The organism is Crocosphaera watsonii WH 8501 (assembly GCF_000167195.1).
Classification (GTDB): Bacteria; Cyanobacteriota; Cyanobacteriia; order Cyanobacteriales; family Microcystaceae; genus Crocosphaera; species Crocosphaera watsonii.
The window spans coordinates 1-15,787 of record NZ_AADV02000088.1 but is presented as its reverse complement, the minus strand read 5'-3'; the positions used below and the strand labels follow the sequence as shown (position 1 = coordinate 15,787).

Sequence of the window (15,787 nt, the reverse complement as noted above, 5' to 3'; positions counted from 1 at the left end):
TGTCATCACATTCCGAACTTAAGACCAGTCAAGATGTCCACCTGAGAGCCAAACAAATTAAGAGTCTAATTCGCTCTCTTAAACAGAAAATAAAGAAAATTGAACGGGAAGGGGAAGTAGCACCAGCTAATTGTCATATTATTCGTTATCAGGTTAATGGAAAGGGAACAATCTACTGGTATTATAAACTACAGGCTGCTGAATCAATTTTTCCTATGGCCACTAATAATGAGAAAAAAACCAAATATAAATATTTAGGACGAGCCGGAAGTTCTGCTCATATTGATGCTGTAGAAAAACTCACTAGAAGAAATCTCATTGATGAATTAGAACGAGTCATTCAATCTCTAACTGAAAGCTACTTAGATATCTATATTGGAACCGAAACTGAATGAAGCTATTTAATATTTAAAATCCCCTAAAAAGATGGAAAGAGAGTTTTTAAAATCACCTTAATTCTCTATTTTAGCTCTGGAGATATGTTTAGCGTAAAATTTACGCTAACAATTGTTTTTTATCCAAAGTCCAATACACCCAGCGATTCGGGAAATATAACCTGTCGCGCGGGGTACCAATCCCGGATGACAAAGCGACAATGCCTGAAACTCTACGTGATGCAGGCTATGTAACCGGTCTCGTGGGAGCGTTAAAGTGGGATATAGGAAGTTGGAACCAAGGACCACTTGATCGCGGCTTCACGGAGATGGCTCTACATCCACCGCGAACAGAGCCAACAATCTTTGGGGGTGGTTCTACCTATCTGGGTGTGGATGGTTCTTATTTGACAGAAGTGGAGGGACAATATGTGCTGGAATTTCTCGAGCGGCACGGAAAGAGGCGAGATAAGCCATTTTTTTTGTATTTTGCCCCACTAGCCATACACATACCTCACACTGAAGTTCCGAAAAAATACCTCAAACGACTTTACCCCGAACATACCGAAAAGGAGTATTCAAAACGACAGTACCTCCAAGCAAATCTCCTGGCATTAGATGATCAGATCGGTAGGATGATCAAGAAAATTAGTGAGCTAGGGATCAAGGAGAATACACTTGTTATGTTTAGCAGCGACAATGGAGGAGATCCATTAGCCGACCATCGTCCTGACCCGTATCGCGGCGGAAAAAACACTAGTAAAGAGGAAAAAACAAATCTATACATGCAATGGGAAGGTAACTATCGGATGCCTACAATTGTGACTTTTCCTGGCACATTACCTGCTGGTAAGGAATACAAGGGCATGGCCAGCACAATGGATTTCTATGCGACCGCTGTTGCAGTTGCAGAAACTGAGCTTCCTCAACACTGCGAGGGTAAAAACCTTTTACCTTTGCTGATGGAGAAAAAGAATCCTAATCCTGATGAAACGTTATTTTGGAATACTCATGGCACAGAAGCGTCTCGCTGGAAACAGTGGCGTATTGTGAAGTATAATAAAAAGAAAAACTGGCACAGTGAAAAAAATCATAACAAACAAACGAATTGGCGTCTGTATGATATTGACAAAGATCCTGCGGAGAAAATAGACTTAGCCGCAGAGAAACCTGACATTGTCAGGGAAATGAGTCAACGTTACGACGCTTGGCTAAAACAAATGCCTCAACCGCGTTCACCAGTTAAGCCTCCTAAGCATATGCTCGCTCACACCAAGGACGGTAACAAAGCCCGGCATCCTTTCGGTCGCGGCTGGATGACTGTTGAGGAATGGGACAAAATAAAGGACGACCCAACTAAATGGAGCGAAATGTACATGCGTCCACTTTATCGCCTTCAACCTAATGTCGAAAAGGATTCCCCATTGTCTTACGTAGGTCCGTGAATTTTCGACCAACAAATAAATCGACCGTAGAAAGATAAGCGACTAGTGCAGCTTAGCAAAAATAATCCACCAGTCACTTATGATCTTTAAAGCCCTTAAATTTCCAAACGAACGGCTTAGCAAAATGTTGATTAAAGTAATCAATAAAATTGAGAATTTTTTGGGATAGTTCTTCAGTTGAACGGACAGTAATTCTTTTGAGTAAACGCCTGACTAAGATCGAAAAGCAACACTCAATTTGATTAAGCCACGATGTATGTTTGGGAATATAAACAAAGCGAATTCGATGAGATTCATCTGATAAAAAATCTGCTCTGCTGTCCATAGATTGCAAAATCCCCTCCTTTCCTTTTCTCCCCAAATCAATAGTAATTCCACAGCTTTCTGCTACTAATTTGACTAAGCTTTCCGATTTATGAGTGTTGAGTTTATCTACAATAAAAATCCATTCTGCTTTTTCATCAATCTTAATCGTTCTCTGGATATGTTCAGAAAAATCTTGTTCTGTTCTTGTCGATCCAATAGAGGGACTAACAACTTTTCCTCTTGCCACATCCCAGTTCGCAATCAAGCTTAAAGTTCCGTGTCTTTCATATTCAAATTCGATTTTTTCTACTTGTTTAGGCTTGATTCTTTTGTTCGGAAATAATCTCTCAAGAGCTTGAATCCCTGTCATTTCATCTGTACTAATTAAATGAATTCCTTGTTCTAACAAAGTTTTAGCTTCTTGATGAAGTTCACAGATATATTTGACTTGCTTTTTAAATTTTAAGGGATCATCAATTTTGGCATTTAACCAGTAACGAATGAGATGTGGTTGTAATGTCGCTTCTTTTTAAAAAACGCCCCACACTACGGGGGGAAATCTTTTCGACAATTCCTCTTTTTATGGCTTCATCCGCCAACTCTGAAGGTGTCCAATGGCTCACTGCTCTGTCTGATTTTTCACATTCTTCACAAGCGATCTCTACAATCTGGACTACTTGTTCGACCGTAAAGGATTTTGTTGTTCCAGGTCTTGGGCGATCGCTTAAAATTCCTTTGATCAAGACCATTAATGCTTTCTCCGTTACCTGTTGTTCTTCGGCGGCACTCAGTTTTTCTCTCTCCTCAAACCATCGCGATCGCCACTGACGCACTTGTACTCGGTCTAATTCTAATCTTCGACTAATCGAACTATTGCTCTCTCCTGATGCTGCGGCTAAGATTAGCTTGGCTCGTCTAACAAGGCGATAGGGGTTTGTTGTCCCTCTCACTATTTGTTGGAGTACTGTTTTCTGTAGGTTGGAGAGGTTAATTGGCAATGCTTTTATCATGGACATCAACTTCGAGATTCTTCCGTTAGTTTCATTGAAACACATTGTCGTGGCTAGTCACGAAAGTTTCTGTAAAAATCTGGTGGATTACTTTCGCCAAGCTGCACTAGGGATTGAGAAGAGTTTGTTCCCTCTTGTTTCTTGTGTTACCGAATCACCCAACTATTTATAAGTTGGGGATTATCCAGAGGATTTTTTTAACAGTTATTTCATGATTCTAACAGCTATGGTACTGGTATTAAAGTTATAATCTTTCCCTTCTAACTCAATTAATGTACCGATTTTAACTTTTTGCTGCCCAACAACTGCACCAGTATCGGTAATTTGTGCATTTCCTCTTAATGTTAGAATCATATCTTTGAAATAAACAACTTCTGGTCTAGGATCAGGAAGTGCCTTAACAGATCCATCTGGTTGAGGAACAACAGTGGTTCTAGGGAGGGGTCTGATCTCCTTAATCTCGAACTCCCCAGAAGGTTGATTACGGATAACAATATTCGTCTTTTTAGTCTCACTAAACTCGTTGATCAGTGCCTCAGGGTTGCTCACTCCTAAACCCCGTACAATCACATCTACTTCGATGGGTTTATTGGCAACTTGAGCAATGGTACTGGTTCCGGACTTACCAGGAACCACGAAAATACCGACAATGACCAAAAATATTGCTAATGCAGCCCCTAAGTCTAGGATGCTGATTTTTCCCCATAAACGGCCTTTAGAATCTAATAGTTTCATAAATATACTTCGGTTTGTGTGAAAAGTAGGGTTATAACAAAATAGTTAACTGTCTTGCTCCTTTGGGGGGAAAACAAATTCCAGCAATTCTATCATAGTTTTTACCCATCGCATAAGCATGACGTTGGTTTAGGTCAAAAGTATCCCGAAATACGGCTATAGCACTTCTCATACTTGTGAGGTACAGAGTTTTCTAGTTTTAGGAGTTCGGAGTTCGGAGTTCGGAGTTCGGAGTTTGGAGGCTCGATATTAGGTGTACATATTGAGTCCGAGAAACGCTATAAATTGTTATCCTAAACATAAATACTTGAATTTATTAGAAGGAAAAAATGTATGAATTATCTTAAATTAGTGTTTTCTACTGGTATTTTATCCATAGTTTTACCTTGTAGTTTTCCTGGCATAGCTCAAGAAGTTGATGTTACTATAACTACCATAGAAATTGCTCAAAACAGAGAGCCAGAAACCTATGTCAAGGTTCAAGATATGAATAGTTTAGTCATGCAAATCAACGAAGGAGAATATCAATTTCGAGGGATATTAAGACGCATAGGATCTAAAGAATTTATCGGCAATGATCGTCAGTCTCGTGTTGTGTTTAACCCTTATGATGGTCACATAATGGTATTTAGTGTTGCTACGGGAACGGAATTTTATAACTATTATATTGATCCCGTTTCTGGTGTGGGAGAAGATCCGGATACTATGTGTGATCCCGAAACAGAACCCTGTTAAATGCCATGATAGAATTGTAACTGTTATCCCTGTTTCCAGCTAATCCTAAATCTATGCAAACTCAAAATACCCCTCATACCACTTCTTCCGCAATTATTTCTCCCTTTTCTGATAGAACTTCTACGGTTACTCGTACTACTAAAGAAACCGATGTGCAAGTTAGTTTAAATTTGGATGGTCAAGGAAATTGTACAGTAGAAACAGGTGTTCCTTTCCTTGATCATATGTTACATCAAATCTCTTCTCATGGCTTAATTGACCTAGAAGTTAAGGCAACGGGAGACATAGAAATTGATGATCATCACACCAATGAAGATGTAGGAATAACTTTAGGCCAAGCATTAGGAAAAGCTTTAGGCGATCGCAAAGGAATTGTTCGCTTTGGCCATTTTTTAGCCCCTTTAGATGAAGCATTAATTCAAGTTGCTTTGGACTTTTCAGGCAGACCCCATTTAAGTTATGGTCTACAAATTCCCACCGAAAGAGTCGGGACTTATGATACACAATTAGTCAGAGAATTTTTTGTTGCTATTGTTAACCATAGTCAGATGACTTTACATATTAAACAACTGGATGGTATCAACTCTCATCATATCATAGAAGCTACTTTCAAAGCCTTTGCTAGATCCATGAGAATGGCCTTAGAAATTGATCCCCGTCGCGCCCACTCTATCCCTAGTTCTAAAGGGGTTTTGATGACATAATTCGTAAGGGTTTAGTAATTGGAATTAATATTATTAAACCCCTACAAGTTATTGAATTAATTATTTTCAAATCATGTAAACTGGCAAAAATCACTTATTTTTTCTTAAGAATATTATTATGCTTTTCAAGCTATAATAATATGTAATATATGCTCAAATTTATTTTTCAGGATAGATAATTGCCTCTAAAACCTTGAGTTTAAAAGCAAATTGTTTTTTTATAAATTTGTAACTTTGAATAACAAAAAAACTTGTGACTTCTAACTTGTGACTTCTAACTTCTGACTATGTTACCCATTAGAGACTGTGTTCAACAAACCCCTTGTTATGTTCCTGGGGAACAACCCCAAACCACGGATTATATTAAACTCAATACCAATGAAAATCCTTATGCTCCTCCTGATGAGATATTTAATAATTTAGAAGAAGAATTAAAGAAAGTTAGACTATATCCCGATCCAGTTTCCACTAAACTACGTAAAGCAGCAGGTGAAGTATTTGGCTTCTCTCATGAGCAAGTTTTAGCTGGCAATGGGTCAGATGATATCTTAAATATTGCCCTAAGAACTTTTGTTAATCCTGGGGAAAACGTGGCTTTTTTAGACCCCACATACTCCTTATATGAAACCATTGCCAAGGTACATGGGGCTAATATTCAGACCATTGCTACTAATACAAATTTTGAGTTAGATGGCCCTTTGATTTGTCCAGAGGCTAAACTAATTTTTGTAGCTTCTCCTAACCCTCCCCTCGGTAAACATTTAAACCGTCAATATCTAAAAGAAACCTGTGAGCAAGCAGCAGGTATTGTCTTAATTGATGAAGCTTATGTTGACTTTTCTGACGAAAATCACTGGGAGTTTATTCAACAATACGATAATGTGATTGTTTCCCGTACAATGTCAAAAAGCTATAGTTTAGCAGGAATGCGAGTGGGTTTGGGTGTTAGTTCCCGATCAATTATTGAACAAATGAATAAGGTTAGAGACTCTTATAATTTAGATAGAATTGCTCAGACTTTGGCTACTAATTGTTTTCAATTTCAAGACTATTTTCAAAGCATTTGGCAAAAGGTTAGAAACACTCGTAACCGTTTAACTGAATCTCTAATAAACTTAGATTTCTTAGTATGTGATTCTGATGCAAATTTTGTTCTTGCTTCTCCTCAGTGGATAGAAGCATCGCAACTATATACGAAACTAAAAGAGAGAAAAGTATTAGTTAGGTATTTTAAACATCCTCGTATTAGTAACTATGTTAGGATTACAGTGGGAACAGATGCAGAAATTGACCGTTTATTAGAAGTTATTGAACAGCTAAAAAATGAAGGATGAAACCTTAGACTTACGAGTAAACTTAGCTAATAGATTAGCTGATCTGTCAGGGAACATTATTAAACAATATTTTCGTCAAAGTAATCTAGAGTCAGAAACGAAAATAACCGAAGTTTCTTCTATGGTTACCATTGCCGATCGCCTAGCAGAAAACGCCATGGTGGATCTGATTAAAAAAGAATGTCCTGAAGATGGAATCATTCGGGAAGAAGGAGAAAATATTAACTCAAAAAATGGTTATGCTTGGGTACTCGATCCCATTGATGGAACCTCTTCTTTTGTCAAAGGTTTACCTATTTTTGGTACATTGATCGGTTTAGTCGACCTCAATAATAACTTACCTTTGTTGGGTTGTGTTAATCAACCTATCTTGCAAGAAAGATGGTTAGGAATAACAGGAAAACCTAGTTTATTTAATAATAAGATTATCAATAATCCCTACAAAAATAACCATGATTATCCCCTAGCAGAAGTGTGTCTTACTTCTACCACTCCCCTGATGTTTATTACTCCTCGTCAACAAGCGATCGCCTCTCGTTTACAAAAGGTGTGTCGTCGCACTGCTTTCGGGGGAGATTGTTATAATTATGTATCATTGGCTATGGGGTGGACTGCTATGCCTATGATTGTTTTAGAATCAGATTTAAAATACTACGATTTTTGTGCCTTAATTCCTATAATAGAGGGGGTAGGTGGAATAATCACAGACTGGGCAGGAAATGCCCTTAATGGCAATTCTACAGAAGTTTTGGCTGCTTCTAACCAAAACTTACATCAACAAGCTCTAAAGGTTATTTTGAGTCAAGGTTGAGTAAGAGTTGTTGGGTTTATTTAATTGTAAATGTTTAAATTTTTATGTGTTAGTTAATTAACTTATTATCCAAAACCTTTCTTTTTCTTTAAATAACCTTTAGATTTTAAAGCCTTAGTAAACTATATGACAAGTGAGTTTCACTTATATCCTACTGGATAACTCACTGTTAAAAGACTAGCACAAAAAAGATGGGAGCTTTGCTCTGTCCGTCTTTTTCTGTAAATGCTGCCTACTTGAAACTTTTGTCCCCCTAAAGGAGTCGTAAACTGTTAAGCTAGATAGATTAGGCATTTAGTTTAACCTTCCCTTAAATTATCATCATTGCGCCTATGGTTCATGTTAAGCGCATCGAATTATCTCATTTTAAGTCCTTTGGTGGCACCACTGCCATTCCTTTTTTACCTGGGTTTACGGTGGTATCGGGTCCCAATGGATCGGGTAAATCTAATATACTCGATGCTTTGTTATTCTGTCTCGGTTTGGCTACTTCTAAGGGAATGCGTGCCGAAAGATTACCAGATTTAATTAATCACAATCATAGCAGTAATCGTAAAACACAGGAAGCTTATGTTTCTGTCACTTTTGATGTTTCAGATTTAACAGATTTAGCAGAATTTAGTCGAGATAATCCTCCTATTACTAAGATAGCATTAACAGAAGAAAATAGCAATAATGGCAATGGTCATCATGTTGAAGAAGTTAATAATGAAAATGGTTTAATCGCCAGTAGTGAATGGACTATAACCCGACGGTTAAGAGTTACCAAGGGGGGTAGTTATTCCTCTACTTATTATATCAATGAGCAACCTTGTAATGTTAGTCAACTTCATGAACAGTTAAACCGTTTGAGAATTTATCCCGAAGGATATAATGTGGTTTTGCAAGGGGATGTGACTCGCATTATTAGTATGAATGGGAAAGAAAGAAGAAATATTATTGATGAATTAGCTGGCGTTGCAGAATTTGACCGTAAAATAGAAAAAACAAAAGAAACCCTGGAAGGAGTTCGGGAAAGGGAAGAACGTTGTCAGATTATTGAAACAGAGTTAAAACGGTCTTTAGAAAGGTTAGCTGCTGATAAAATTAAAGCAGAAAAATATCAAAAATTGAAACTACAAATTCATGAAAAGCAAGGATGGGAAACTGTCTTGCTTTGGAAGTTATTACAGCAAAAAATATCCCGTCTTCAAACTCAAATCACTACCGGGGAACAGGAAGAACAAAAACTTAATCAAGCTATCCATGAACTGGCTGTAAAAATAAAAGAAAATGCTACTAAACTAGAAGAATTAAACCGTCAGGTCAAAGCATTAGGAGAAGATGAACAGTTAACCGTTGCTTCTCAACTTGCTACCCAAAAAGCACAACGAAATCAAAGACAACAACGACAACAAGAATTAGATAATTTAATTATACAAACTGAAAAAGAAATCAGTGATACTGAAACAATTATTAACCAACAAAAACAAACTTTATCCCAACTAACTCAGAATAGTAACAGTTTACAACAAGAAACTTTACCTCTTTTAAAAGAACAAAGAGATCGCACTTATCAAACCCTAGAAATGGTTAGGCAACAGGCCGCCGCAGTTGCAGAAGCTTCTGATGCTTGGGTACAAGAACAAGCAAAATTGAGCCGTCAAATTTCTACCTTACAGGATACATTAAATCCTCAATTAACCCAACAGGCACAGTTAACGGAACGTTCTCAACAGTTACAAAATAATATAGAAGATGAAAGCCAACAACTAGCAAATATTGAAACAGAATTAAACAGCCAGCAACAAGAATTACAACAATTATCTATACCTCACGAAGAAAAAATACAGCAACTTGCTCAACAATTAGCCACCGCAGAACAAGATCAAAGTATCCTCGAAGAAACCCAAACTCGTTTAGATAAAGAATATCGAGAAAAACAAAGACAATTAGATCGTTTAGAAGCCTCTCAACAAGCACAAAGAGAAGCTCAGGGAACCTACGCAACCCAACTGATTCTAAGTTCTGATTTGCCTGGAGTTTGCGGTTTAGTGGCACAATTAGGGCAGGTTAAACCAACTTATCAATTAGCCCTAGAAATTGCTGCCGGAGCAAGATTAGGTCATGTGGTAGTCGAAGACGATACCATAGCTGCTGCTGGAATTAAGCTCTTAAAACAGGCTAAAGCAGGACGAGCAACATTTTTACCCTTAACAAAAATTCGACCCTATCGTGGACAAAATAATCAGAGTTTAAGCTATGCACAAGGGTTTATTGATATGGCAGTTAACTTAGTGCTTTGTCGTCCTGAACATGAAAAAATATTTTCTTATGTTTTCGGCAATACTGTTGTTTTTGAAACCTTAAATGACGCCAAATCTCACTTAGGAAAACAACGTATAGTTACCCTGGATGGCGACTTATTAGAAACCAGTGGAGCGATGACAGGAGGAAGTCGCCCCAAACGTTCCTCTATTCGTTTTGGAACTTTAGTACAAGGAGAATCTCATGAAATTAAATCCCTAAAACAAAGATTAACTGATTTAGAAGAGTTATTATCTCGTAACCAAGAAAAATTACAACAAAAATCAGAACAAATTAAACAACTATCTCATGAGTTAACCGAAGCAAGACAAAGTGGAAGAGAACAACAATTAAAACGCCAACAGTTAGAAAAAGAAATTCAAAGATTGCAGGGACAACAAGAAAAGTTAAGCTTACAATTATCTCGTCATAAACAAGAATCAGAAACCTTAGACCATAAATTAACAATTATTGCTGCTGAAATCCCCCCATTAACTATAGAATTACAACAAAAACAAGATAGACTTAAACAGTTAGAAGAATCTCATAGTCATAGCGAATGGCAAGAAATTCAAACCTTGATCAAAAGTCAAGAAATTCAACTACAAGAAAGGGAAAAAGAACTACGTCAAACGGAAAATAAACAACAAGATATTAACCGTAAATTGTCCTCTTTAGAAGAAAAAATCAAAGAGAATCAAGGTAAAATAGATGCATATAAAGAGCAAATTGTCAAGCTAGAAAATGAGAAAATTGATATTAATAAGCAGTTAGAAACAATTAACGATAAAGTTAGTAAACTAGAATTTTTGTTTCAAGAGTTAACCCAAAAATTAGGGGAAACTAAAAAAGAAAGGGATTTAACAGAGGAAAAATTAACGACAATCAAAAAAAATCATCAACAAAAAATTTGGAATTTAGAGAAATTAGAAACTACTCAACAGGAAAGAAAGGAATCTCTAATAACATTAAACGAAGAACAAGAAAGCCAACAAAATGAATTACCCGATCCCTTACCAGAAGTCCCCTTACTCTCAGAAATTGATGAAACTACCACAGACTTAACCCCTCATATTGAACAACTACAAAAAGATATTCGCAACGGACAAAAACGCTTAGAAGCAATGGAACCAGTTAATATGTTAGCCTTGGAAGAACATGAAAAAACCCAAGAAAGATTAAACGAACTAACAGAAAAATTAACCACTATTCAAGGAGAAAGAAGAGAATTATTATTGAGGATAGAAAACTTTACTACCCTAAGATTTAGGTCATTTAAAGAATCCTTTGACGCTGTTAATGAGAACTTTAAAAACATTTTTGCTACCCTCTCCCAAGGGGATGGCTATCTGAAATTAGAAAACGAAGAAGATCCCTTTCAAGGTGGCTTAAATCTCGTTGCACACCCCAAAGGAAAACCAGTACAACGCTTAAGTTCCATGTCAGGGGGAGAAAAATCATTAACCGCTTTAAGCTTTATTTTTGCCCTACAAAGATATCGCCCTTCTCCATTTTATGCCTTCGATGAAGTAGATATGTTTTTAGACGGGGCCAATGTAGAAAGACTCTCAAAAATGATTCAACAACAGGCACAACAAGCACAGTTTATTGTTGTTAGTTTACGCCGTCCCATGATCGAAGCCTCCCAAAGAACCATCGGTGTAACCCAAGCAAGAGGTGCTTATACTCAGGTTTTAGGTATCAAACTTTAATTTGTTAAATTAAGAGAGGAAATAACATAACTCCCAAAGTCACCATCATGGCTGAAGATAAAAACAACAGAAACGATAATGATTGGATTAAACAGCTAGTCCTCATGGGGATTGGTACAACCTCACTAGCTGCGGAAAAATTAAAAGAAGTCAGCGAAGAATGGGTCAAAGAAGGTAAAATTAAACCAGATCAGGCACAAGGTTTCGTTGACGATATCATGGACCAGATCAAAACAGGACAAGGTAACTTTGAGAACAACATGGAACGTGAATTACGTAATATGTTGCAAGACTTAGGGGTTCCCCGTCAAACCGAAGTCGATGAGTTACGTGGAAGAATCGATCGCCTAGAAAGACAACTTAGGGACTTAGAAAACAAATTATGGCGTTAAAAACAGTTAGTAAAGGAAAACATCGATCCATGCGCGAAATTTTGCTTAGTTTCGGGGTTATTGCCGGTTTTAGTTTATTGTTACTACTTAATTCTATTTTTGGTAACTCCAGCAAACAAACGGCGATCGCCTCGGAAAATTCCCCCAACATCACCCAAGACACACTAATGGCTTTAAATATTAATAACAGAGAAATCACCCAAGAAGAGATAGACAACGCCGTTACCACTGAGTCTGGACTCAAATACATTGATCTTAAAGAAGGGGACGGAGAGAGTCCGCAAAAGGGACAAACGGTTACGGTAGATTACACCGGAACTCTAGAAAATGGCAAAAAGTTCGATAGTTCCCGCGATCGCAAGCAACCCTTTTCCTTTAAAATTGGCGTGGGACAAGTGATCAAAGGATGGGATGAAGGAGTTGCTTCTATGAAAGTTGGAGGCCAACGCATCTTGATTATTCCCCCTGAGTTGGGTTATGGTTCCCGAGGGGCCGGTGGTGTAATTCCTGGCAATGCAACCTTAATTTTTGATGTGGAATTATTAGGGACTAAATAGTTCAAAAGTTCTCAGTGATCAGTTATTGATCACTGCTAACTGGTAACATCATTGTCTTTAGAAGTACCCAATAAGAAAAATACCTTGAAAAATAGACCCTAACAACAGGTACTATTATACCACTCGCTTTTCCTGATGTCAAAATTTCTGTTGAGCAACTTTTGCCTATTTAAGATCATATTTATATAAAAAAATTATCCGTTTTGACTCTCCACTAAAGCTACACCATGAGACGTACCTAAACGGGTTGCACCTGCTTCTATTAAAGCATAAGCTTGGTCTAAAGTTTTGATTCCTCCTGATGCTTTAATCCCCACTCTACCCTCAGCTATTTTACTCAGAAAACGGACATCAGCTACCGTCGCCCCCCCAAACCATCCGCTACTGGTTTTCAGATAGTTTGCCCCTGCATCCATAGAGATTTCTGCTGCTAATTGTTTTTCTGTCTCTGTTAATAAATTGGTTTCTAAAATCACTTTAATCGTTTGGCCTGTCGCTTCACAAATAGCTGAAATTTCGTTATAAATAGCCTCAGAATTTCCAGCTTTTAAGAACCCTAAATTAAGCATAATATCCAATTCAGTGGCACCATTTTCCGTTGCTTCTTGGGCTTCATAAAGTTTAGTAGATGAAGTATTTGCCCCTGTAGGAAAACCAATAACAGTACAAACAGTAATCTTTTTATCATGAACTAATTTAACCGTTTGAGAGACAGCACTAGGGTAAACACAAATTGTCGGAAAGCCAAAATGTTGAGCTTGTTTACAACATTCTTCTACATCTTCTGGGGTAGCAGTTGGGTTGAGTAGTGAATGATCAATATAAGTAGCAATATCAATAGTTACATCTTTTTCTATCATCTCAATTTTCCTTGATTTAAGTTGATTTGTGATAAATTTTAAACCATCAAAACTTTAATCAGTAAAAAGCTTGGTTTTTTTTTATTTTTAAGCAGGTTTCAAGATTGATTTTTCTCTACAAAAAGTTAGATGATGTCAATAGTAAAATTACACAAAAGAAATAAACAAATATCAATAATACCTGCTTGATTTTTTGGAACTCATTATTTATAAATTTCGTCATCACTACTATAACAGGCTATTATCCAACTTATTTTATGGATATCAACCATGAAATCATCAATTATTGCCCTTTTAGGATTGCTTAGTCCCTTTCTGTTTAACCCAGAAGTTAAAGCAGCTAACCCTGATCATATTCAACAGTTATTATCCACTAGAGAATGTCAAGGTTGCGACTTATCCGGCGCTGATCTTACGGCGGCTCATTTAATCGGTGTAGACCTCAGAGATGCTAACCTAAAGGGGGCTAATTTAACCGAAGCCAACCTCGAAGGAGCAGACTTAACAGGAGCCAACCTCGAAGGAGCTAATCTTACTGCTTCTATGCTAACAAATGCTACTCTTAATGATAGCATTCTTGACAACGTTAACCTCAGTAAAGCCATGGTATATGATGTTGATGTGTCTGGTGCTTCTATGATGGCTTTAATCATTGATGAAGCAGAGATTTTTCACACAGGAATTAGTATAGGAGGAGAATCACCTAAATAGTTATTTAATCTATTTAGAGTGTTTGTTTTCTATATCTTATCGAAAATATTTGGGACTAAAACCCCGCCTTTTAACGCGCATAGTTTTTGAAGCAGAACATAAATCTATGTTTCTTTCAACAACTTCTGTACGATAGTGCCGGAACGTAGTGAGGAACTTCTGACTTCTGACTTCTGACTTCTGACTTCTGACTTCGTTAACTCCTCCACATTTTTTAATAGTTTGTTGAAATTATAAGCTTGATGGTTTATCATGATATAACTTATCATGATATCATAATATATTTTTTTATGTTAGTTGAACAAAATCAGATAACTACAGGATTAAATACCGGAACATTAAAGCGAGTCCACCATATTGCTTTAAATGTCAAAGATATGACAGTTTCTCGTCACTTTTACGGTGAAATATTGGGACTCCATGAGTTAACAGGGGATGAAGTTCCCAGTACCCTCAAAGAGTTGGTTGCTCAAGGGAAAGTTGCGAATTTTGTTACCCCCGATGGACTGGTATTAGACTTATTTTGGGAACCTGATTTATTCCCTCCGAATGCCGATCCTAAACAACAGTTTACCAGAGCAAATCATTTAGCCTTTCATATCGATGCTGACTTATTTGATCATGCCCTAGAAGTATTAAAAAATCATCAGGTTATAATTGATCACGGGCCCGTTAGTCGTCCCACAGGGAGAGGTATTTATTTTTATGATCCCGATGGTTTTATAGTAGAAATACGCTGTGATAATATCTCCTAATAAATCTCTAGCTGTCATTCCGAGGTACGAGGAATCTCTTTTACCTTATAATAGTAATGGTAAAAGCTTTAGTTGACTATTTAATTCAAACCTAAGATAAATTTAAGAGATAAACTAACTAGAATTGACTGTAATATTAACAAGAGCAAGATCCCTACTAGAGCAAGCCAAAAATACCGTCTAATTAGGGTTTGCTGAATAAAAGCAAAACTCTATTCTTTAAAAGGTTACACCCATATTCGCGATCGCAAAAAAGATCAGCTTTGTCGGCTACAAACCGCTATAATTGATAGAAACACCTCCCAGTTGTTGGTCAAGAACAAATGTATCGAAAAGAGGAGCAACCTTTACCGCCCCCAGAAAAATTTGAATTACCTTTCGAGGGCAAATTGTCCCCCAATAATCGTTGGGTAATCATGGCAGAGTTGATACCTTGGGATGATTTTGAGGAAGAATATGCTAAACTTTTTTCAGCAGAAAAAGGTGCGCCAGCCAAACTATTTAGAATGGCATTAGGGACATTAATTATTAAGGAAAAATTAGGAACAAGTGATAGAGAAACTATAGAACAGATTAGAGAAAATCCTTATCTACAATACTTTATAGGTTTAAATTGTTATCAACAAGAGCCACCACTGGAATCTTCAATGCTAGTTCATTTTAGGAAAAGAATTGATGGAGAATTGATAAACAAAATCAATAAAAAAATAGTAAAAAGAGAAATAGACAAGAGTGATAAAGAAGTAAAAAAAAAGGATTGTCTCCAAGAAAAAGGAGAAAAAATAAAAAATAAAGGTAAACTAATTTTAGATGCGACTTGTGCGCCAGCAGACATCAAATACCCAACGGATTTAGGCATATTAAATCAAGCCAGAATTGAGACAGAAAGAATAATAGATAATCTTTATAAACCATTAAGAGTAAAATTGAGAAAAAAGCCGAGAACTTCTAGAATAATTGCTAGAAAGGAATACTTAAAAGTAGCTAAAAAACGAAAAGTATCTTATCAAGAAAGAAGAAAAGCTATCGGGAAACAGTTAAAATACCTTAAGAAAATTTA

General features: G+C 36.9%; 16 protein-coding genes and 1 pseudogene. 12 read left to right on the top strand and 5 right to left on the bottom strand.

The annotated features are described in order from the left end of the window. Window positions 1-395: hypothetical protein (locus tag CWATDRAFT_RS22185; RefSeq protein ID WP_007307107.1), on the top strand; the 395-nt coding region annotated here is incomplete at its 5' end. Window positions 396-493: 98 nt separating this feature from the next. Continuing rightward, on the top strand, window positions 494-1,819 hold the full coding sequence (locus tag CWATDRAFT_RS22180) for a sulfatase family protein (protein WP_081451000.1): 1,326 nt from the start codon (window positions 494-496) through the stop codon (window positions 1,817-1,819). A gap of 73 nt (window positions 1,820-1,892) precedes the next feature. Here CWATDRAFT_RS22180 and CWATDRAFT_RS22175 read toward each other — a convergent pair whose 3' ends face one another. The 4 genes from CWATDRAFT_RS22175 to CWATDRAFT_RS37550 all read right to left on the bottom strand — a co-directional run bounded on the left by CWATDRAFT_RS22175 (window position 1,893) and on the right by CWATDRAFT_RS37550 (window position 4,042). Continuing rightward, a complete protein-coding gene (locus CWATDRAFT_RS22175; RefSeq protein ID WP_007307106.1) occupies window positions 1,893-2,534 on the bottom strand; it encodes a transposase in 642 nt (213 codons plus the stop codon). Window positions 2,535-2,598: 64 nt separating this feature from the next. Then, a complete protein-coding gene (locus tag CWATDRAFT_RS22170; protein WP_007305051.1) occupies window positions 2,599-3,180 on the bottom strand; it encodes a helix-turn-helix domain-containing protein in 582 nt (193 codons plus the stop codon). A 159-nt stretch (window positions 3,181-3,339) separates the two neighbouring features. Beyond that, window positions 3,340-3,870, bottom strand: coding sequence for a DUF4330 domain-containing protein (locus CWATDRAFT_RS22165; RefSeq protein WP_007307105.1), 531 nt, complete (start codon window positions 3,868-3,870; stop codon window positions 3,340-3,342). Window positions 3,871-3,901: 31 nt separating this feature from the next. Beyond that, complete coding sequence (locus tag CWATDRAFT_RS37550) at window positions 3,902-4,042, bottom strand: hypothetical protein (protein ID WP_157134150.1); 141 nt, start codon at window positions 4,040-4,042, stop codon at window positions 3,902-3,904. 161 nt (window positions 4,043-4,203) lie between these two features. Here CWATDRAFT_RS37550 and CWATDRAFT_RS22160 point away from each other — a divergent pair, with 161 nt between their 5' ends. From CWATDRAFT_RS22160 to CWATDRAFT_RS22130, 7 genes are all read left to right on the top strand, one after another. Continuing rightward, window positions 4,204-4,605: a hypothetical protein gene (locus CWATDRAFT_RS22160; protein WP_007307109.1), complete on the top strand. Its 402-nt coding sequence runs from the start codon at window positions 4,204-4,206 to the stop codon at window positions 4,603-4,605. Between the two features lie 53 nt (window positions 4,606-4,658). Next, complete coding sequence (hisB, locus tag CWATDRAFT_RS22155; protein ID WP_007307110.1) at window positions 4,659-5,309, top strand: imidazoleglycerol-phosphate dehydratase HisB; 651 nt, start codon at window positions 4,659-4,661, stop codon at window positions 5,307-5,309. A 287-nt stretch (window positions 5,310-5,596) separates the two neighbouring features. Further along, window positions 5,597-6,643 carry a histidinol-phosphate transaminase gene (gene hisC, locus CWATDRAFT_RS22150; RefSeq protein WP_007307111.1) on the top strand — a complete coding sequence of 349 codons (1,047 nt, stop codon included), beginning with the start codon at window positions 5,597-5,599 and terminating at the stop codon, window positions 6,641-6,643. Next, entirely contained in the window at window positions 6,633-7,454 is an 822-nt protein-coding gene (locus CWATDRAFT_RS22145) for an inositol monophosphatase family protein (protein WP_007307112.1), read from the top strand. Before hisC ends, CWATDRAFT_RS22145 begins: the two co-directional genes overlap by 11 nt. Window positions 7,455-7,786: 332 nt before the next feature. Then, complete coding sequence (smc, locus tag CWATDRAFT_RS22140; protein WP_007307113.1) at window positions 7,787-11,452, top strand: chromosome segregation protein SMC; 3,666 nt, start codon at window positions 7,787-7,789, stop codon at window positions 11,450-11,452. A gap of 47 nt (window positions 11,453-11,499) precedes the next feature. Beyond that, window positions 11,500-11,844, top strand: a complete 345-nt coding sequence (locus tag CWATDRAFT_RS22135; protein ID WP_007307114.1) for a phasin family protein — start codon at window positions 11,500-11,502, stop codon at window positions 11,842-11,844. A 29-nt stretch (window positions 11,845-11,873) separates the two neighbouring features. Then, on the top strand, window positions 11,874-12,401 hold the full coding sequence (locus CWATDRAFT_RS22130; RefSeq protein WP_007307115.1) for an FKBP-type peptidyl-prolyl cis-trans isomerase: 528 nt from the start codon (window positions 11,874-11,876) through the stop codon (window positions 12,399-12,401). A 194-nt stretch (window positions 12,402-12,595) separates the two neighbouring features. Here the strand turns inward: CWATDRAFT_RS22130 and deoC are convergent, their stop codons facing one another. Continuing rightward, window positions 12,596-13,261: a deoxyribose-phosphate aldolase gene (gene deoC, locus CWATDRAFT_RS22125; protein WP_007307104.1), complete on the bottom strand. Its 666-nt coding sequence runs from the start codon at window positions 13,259-13,261 to the stop codon at window positions 12,596-12,598. A gap of 270 nt (window positions 13,262-13,531) precedes the next feature. Here deoC and CWATDRAFT_RS22120 point away from each other — a divergent pair, with 270 nt between their 5' ends. From CWATDRAFT_RS22120 to CWATDRAFT_RS22110, 3 genes and pseudogenes are all read left to right on the top strand, one after another. Further along, window positions 13,532-13,972: a pentapeptide repeat-containing protein gene (locus tag CWATDRAFT_RS22120; protein WP_007307116.1), complete on the top strand. Its 441-nt coding sequence runs from the start codon at window positions 13,532-13,534 to the stop codon at window positions 13,970-13,972. A gap of 290 nt (window positions 13,973-14,262) precedes the next feature. Further along, complete coding sequence (locus tag CWATDRAFT_RS22115; RefSeq protein WP_021834331.1) at window positions 14,263-14,727, top strand: VOC family protein; 465 nt, start codon at window positions 14,263-14,265, stop codon at window positions 14,725-14,727. A 323-nt stretch (window positions 14,728-15,050) separates the two neighbouring features. Then, window positions 15,051-15,787, top strand: a pseudogene (locus CWATDRAFT_RS22110) (IS5-like element ISCwa2 family transposase); the annotation flags it as partial.

Excerpts from the sequence above, each read along its gene's own strand:
- hisB (WP_007307110.1), top strand. The coding sequence starts at position 4,659 with ATGCAAACTCAAAATACCCCTCATACCACTTCTTCCGCAATTATTTCT.
- CWATDRAFT_RS22165 (WP_007307105.1), bottom strand. The coding sequence starts at position 3,870 with ATGAAACTATTAGATTCTAAAGGCCGTTTATGGGGAAAAATCAGCATC.
- deoC (WP_007307104.1), bottom strand. The coding sequence starts at position 13,261 with ATGATAGAAAAAGATGTAACTATTGATATTGCTACTTATATTGATCAT.
- CWATDRAFT_RS22135 (WP_007307114.1), top strand. The coding sequence starts at position 11,500 with ATGGCTGAAGATAAAAACAACAGAAACGATAATGATTGGATTAAACAG.
- CWATDRAFT_RS22120 (WP_007307116.1), top strand. The coding sequence starts at position 13,532 with ATGAAATCATCAATTATTGCCCTTTTAGGATTGCTTAGTCCCTTTCTG.
- CWATDRAFT_RS22115 (WP_021834331.1), top strand. The coding sequence starts at position 14,263 with ATGTTAGTTGAACAAAATCAGATAACTACAGGATTAAATACCGGAACA.
- CWATDRAFT_RS22130 (WP_007307115.1), top strand. The coding sequence starts at position 11,874 with ATGCGCGAAATTTTGCTTAGTTTCGGGGTTATTGCCGGTTTTAGTTTA.
- CWATDRAFT_RS37550 (WP_157134150.1), bottom strand. The coding sequence starts at position 4,042 with ATGAGAAGTGCTATAGCCGTATTTCGGGATACTTTTGACCTAAACCAA.
- CWATDRAFT_RS22160 (WP_007307109.1), top strand. The coding sequence starts at position 4,204 with ATGAATTATCTTAAATTAGTGTTTTCTACTGGTATTTTATCCATAGTT.
- CWATDRAFT_RS22145 (WP_007307112.1), top strand. The coding sequence starts at position 6,633 with ATGAAGGATGAAACCTTAGACTTACGAGTAAACTTAGCTAATAGATTA.
- smc (WP_007307113.1), top strand. The coding sequence starts at position 7,787 with ATGGTTCATGTTAAGCGCATCGAATTATCTCATTTTAAGTCCTTTGGT.
- CWATDRAFT_RS22170 (WP_007305051.1), bottom strand. The coding sequence starts at position 3,180 with ATGTGTTTCAATGAAACTAACGGAAGAATCTCGAAGTTGATGTCCATG.
- hisC (WP_007307111.1), top strand. The coding sequence starts at position 5,597 with ATGTTACCCATTAGAGACTGTGTTCAACAAACCCCTTGTTATGTTCCT.